Genomic DNA, 3,768 nt, shown 5'->3' on the forward strand with positions numbered 1-3,768 from the left:
GGCGGCCTCGTGCTGGCCGCCGTGATCGCCTACAACACCTGGACCTCGCGCCGCAATGCGCCCCGGCAGCCCGACCTGCCGGGCGTCCCGCCCACGGCCGCGCCGGAAGGCGACGGCAGCGGAACGGAAGCGGACCCGGAGGAGCCGGTGCTGCGGGTCGATCCCGGCGACGCCGCAAGCGCCGACCGCCACGAACCGCTGTTCGACCCCGACCTGCCGCCGCCCACCGCCCAGTCGCCGGGCGTGCTGGTCGAGCGCCGCGGCGGGCTCGATCCGCTGATCGACGTGATCGCGCCGGTCGCGCTGGATGCGCCCGTGTCCGGCGCCGCCGCGCTGGCCGCGCTGCCGCCCACGCGGCGCGCCGGCAGCAAGCCCATCGCCATCGAGGGCCTGAACGCCGCCACCGGCCAGTGGGAGCCGCCGGCCGCCGGGCAGCGCTACAGCGCCTTCCAGGCCGGCGTGCAGCTCGCCAACCGCACCGGTGCGCTCAACGAGATCGAGTACTCCGAGTTCGTCGTCAAGGCGCAGGCTTTTGCCGACGCGGTGAACGGCGCCCCCGAGTTCCCGGAGATGCTCGACGAGGTCGCCCGCGCGCGCGAGCTCGACCAGTTCGCCGGCGCGCACGACGCGCAGCTCGCCTTCGTGCTGCGCGCCCGGCACGCGGCTTGGAGCCCCGGCTACGTGCAGCAGAACGCGTCCCGCCACGGCTTCGTCGCCGGCCTGATCCCCGGCCGCATGGTGCTGCCGGGCGGCGACGCCGGCGCGCCGCCGGTGCTCGGCCTGGCCTTCGACACGCAGGCGGCGCTGGCCGACGACCCGGCGCAGTCGGCCATTCGCGAGCTGACGCTGAGCCTGGACGTGCCGCAGGTGGACCGCGGCGCCGAGCCCTTCGCCCGCATGCGCGAGATCGCCGAGGCGCTGGCGCGCGAGATGGACGGCGTGGTGACCGACGGCGACGGCCAGTTGCTGCGCACGGAGACCATGGACGCCATCGGCGCCGACCTCGAACAGCTCTACGACACGCTCCAGCAGCGCGACCTGGCCGCGGGCTCCGCCCTGGCGCGGCGTCTTTTCAGTTGAAATGAAATTGCCCCCACGCTCATCGCTTCGCGTATCGCTGCCCCCCGAGGGGGCGCGTCAGTGCCTTCGGGCGGCCGGGCGCCACTGACATGACCCAGGACCTCACCGCGCAGGCCCGCGAACTGCGGGCGCTGCTGCGCCGCTACGCCCACCGCTACTACGTGCTGGACGATCCGGAAGTGCCGGACGCGGAGTACGACCGCCTGTATCAGCAACTCGAGGCGCTGGAGGCCGCGCATCCCGAGCTGGTCACGCCCGATTCGCCCACGCAGCGCGTGATCGGTGCCGTGCTCGAAGGCCTGACGCCCGTGCGCCATGCGGTGCCGATGCTGTCGATCAAGACCGAGACCGACACCACGCCCGCCGGCGCCGCCAAGTTCGACTTGGGCGTGCGCAATGCGCTCAAGCTGCCCGCCGATGTGCCGCCGCTGGCCTACGCGGTGGAACTCAAGTTCGACGGGCTGGCGATCAACTTGCGCTACGAGCAGGGCGAACTGGTGCAGGCCGCCACGCGCGGCGACGGCGAGACCGGCGAGGACGTGACGCACACCATCCGCACCATCGGCGCCATCCCGAACTACCTCAAGCGGGTGAGTGCGCCGGTGCTGGAGGTGCGCGGCGAGGTCTTCATGCGGCGCGACGACTTCGAGGCGCTGAACGAGCGCCAGCGCACGGCCGGCGCCAAGACCTTCGTCAACCCCCGCAATGCCGCGGCCGGCGTGGTACGTCAGCTCGACGCGGGCATCGCACGCCAGCGCCCGTTGAGCTTCTTCGCGTACGGCCTGGGCGACGTGCAGGGATGGGACATGCCCGCGACCCACTCGGCCACGCTGGATGCGCTGGCCGCGCTCGGCATCCCGGTCAACGAGGACCGGGCGGTCGTCCACGGCGCCGAGGGGCTGGCGGCATTCCACGCGCGCATCGCCGCCGCGCGCGACAGCCTGCCTTTCGACATCGACGGCGTGGTCTACAAGGTCGACGACCTCGCGCTGCAGCGCCAGCTCGGCTTCAAGTCGCGCGAGCCGCGCTGGGCCGTGGCGCACAAGTACCCGGCACAGGAGCAGATGACGCGGCTGCTGGGCATCGAGATCCAGGTCGGCCGCACCGGCCGCCTGACGCCGGTGGCGAAGCTGGAGCCGGTGTTCGTCGGCGGCACCACCGTCAGCAACGCCACCCTGCACAACCTGTTCGAGATCCGGCGCAAGCGCGTGCGCGTCGGCGACCGCGTGATCGTGCGCCGCGCCGGCGACGTGATCCCGGAGGTGGTGGGCGTGGTGCCGGAACCGCGTACCGGCTACGTGCCCAACTTCCGCATGCCGCGCCACTGCCCTGTGTGCGGCAGCGATGTGGTGCGCGAGCGCGGCGGCATGGACCATCGCTGCTCCGGCGGGCTGTTCTGCCCGGCGCAGCGCAAGCAGGCGCTGCTGCATTTCGCGAGCCGGCGCGCCATGGACATCGAGGGCCTGGGCGACAAGCTGGTGGAACAGCTCGTGGACGGGGGGGCCATCCACACGCTGCCCGACCTGTACAAGCTGGGCCTGAGCACGCTGGCGGCGCTGGACCGCATGGCCGAGAAGTCGGCGGCCAACCTGGTGGCGGCGCTGGAACACTCCAAGTCCACCACGCTGCCGCGCTTCCTCTTCGCGCTGGGCATCCGCCACGTGGGCGAGAGCACGGCCAAGGAGCTGGCCCGCCACTTCGGCGGGCTCGACGCCGTGATGGACGCCAGTGAGGAAGCTCTATTGGAAGTGGACGACGTCGGCCCGGTGGTGGCGCAGAGCATCCACACCTTCTTCCAGCAGCCGCACAACCGCGAGGTGGTGGAGCAGCTGCGCGCTGCCGGCGTGCACTGGGAGGAGGGCGAGCCCGCACTCCGCGCGGTGCTGCCGCTGGCGGGCAAGACCTTCGTCATCACCGGCACGCTGCCGACGCTCTCGCGCGAGGAGGCCAAGGAGCGGCTGGAGGCCGCCGGCGCCAAGGTCGCCGGCTCCGTCAGCAAGAAGACCAGCTACGTGGTCGCCGGCGAGGCGGCCGGCAGCAAGCTGGACAAGGCGCGGGAACTCGGCATCGAGGTGCTGGACGAGGCCGGCATGCTGGATCTGCTGCGACAGATTTGACGATCCGGGCGTTTCTTTACCTTGACTTTACCCGTCGTTACCGGATCGCCGGAGCCTTCTTCAGGCACTGGCGCTCCAATCGTCTTGTCAATCTGAACGACCCGGAAGGAGTGGCCCGATGAAGACCAATTCGACGAGACGGTGGCTGGCCGGCGCAGGCCTGCTGGGCGCTGCGGCCTTGCTGGGCGGCTGTGCCGTGTACGGCGACCCCAATTACTACGACGGCTATGGCTACGGGCCGGGCTACTACGATCCCGGCCCGGCCGTGATCGGCGTCCCGGCCTACGTGGACATCGACGTCTACAACCGCCCGCGCTACTGGGGCGGCCGGCCTTATCCCTACCACGGCGTGCGTCCGGGCTGGGGCGGCCGCCCGCCGGTGCCACGGCCCGGCGTGATGCCGCCCGGGCGGCCGCCGGCGGTCGGCGTCCCGTCCCCCGGCCGCCCGCCGGTGGTCGGCCAGCCGCCGGGCCGCCCCGTGGTGCCGGGGGTGCCGCGCGGTTCCGCCCGGCCCAGCGCGGGCCAGAACACGCCGCTGGGCGACCGGCCCTGACGGGCGCGGCACCGCGGA

Annotated in this window: 3 protein-coding genes; all 3 read left to right on the plus strand. The window is 72.5% G+C overall.

The features are described from left to right. Positions 1 to 1,080, plus strand: a 1,080-nt coding sequence (locus tag ACIY1X_RS20440; RefSeq protein WP_399684091.1) for a cell division protein ZipA C-terminal FtsZ-binding domain-containing protein, incomplete at its 5' end; no start/stop codon positions are given. Between the two features lie 89 nt (positions 1,081 to 1,169). Then, a complete protein-coding gene (ligA, locus tag ACIY1X_RS20445; RefSeq protein WP_399684092.1) occupies positions 1,170 to 3,197 on the plus strand; it encodes an NAD-dependent DNA ligase LigA in 2,028 nt (675 codons plus the stop codon). A 118-nt stretch (positions 3,198 to 3,315) separates the two neighbouring features. Beyond that, on the plus strand, positions 3,316 to 3,750 hold the full coding sequence (locus ACIY1X_RS20450; protein WP_399684095.1) for a hypothetical protein: 435 nt from the start codon (positions 3,316 to 3,318) through the stop codon (positions 3,748 to 3,750). Positions 3,751 to 3,768: the final 18 nt, after the last annotated feature.

The organism is Xenophilus sp., assembly GCF_044462705.1.
GTDB lineage: Bacteria > Pseudomonadota > Gammaproteobacteria > Burkholderiales > Burkholderiaceae_C > Xenophilus > Xenophilus azovorans.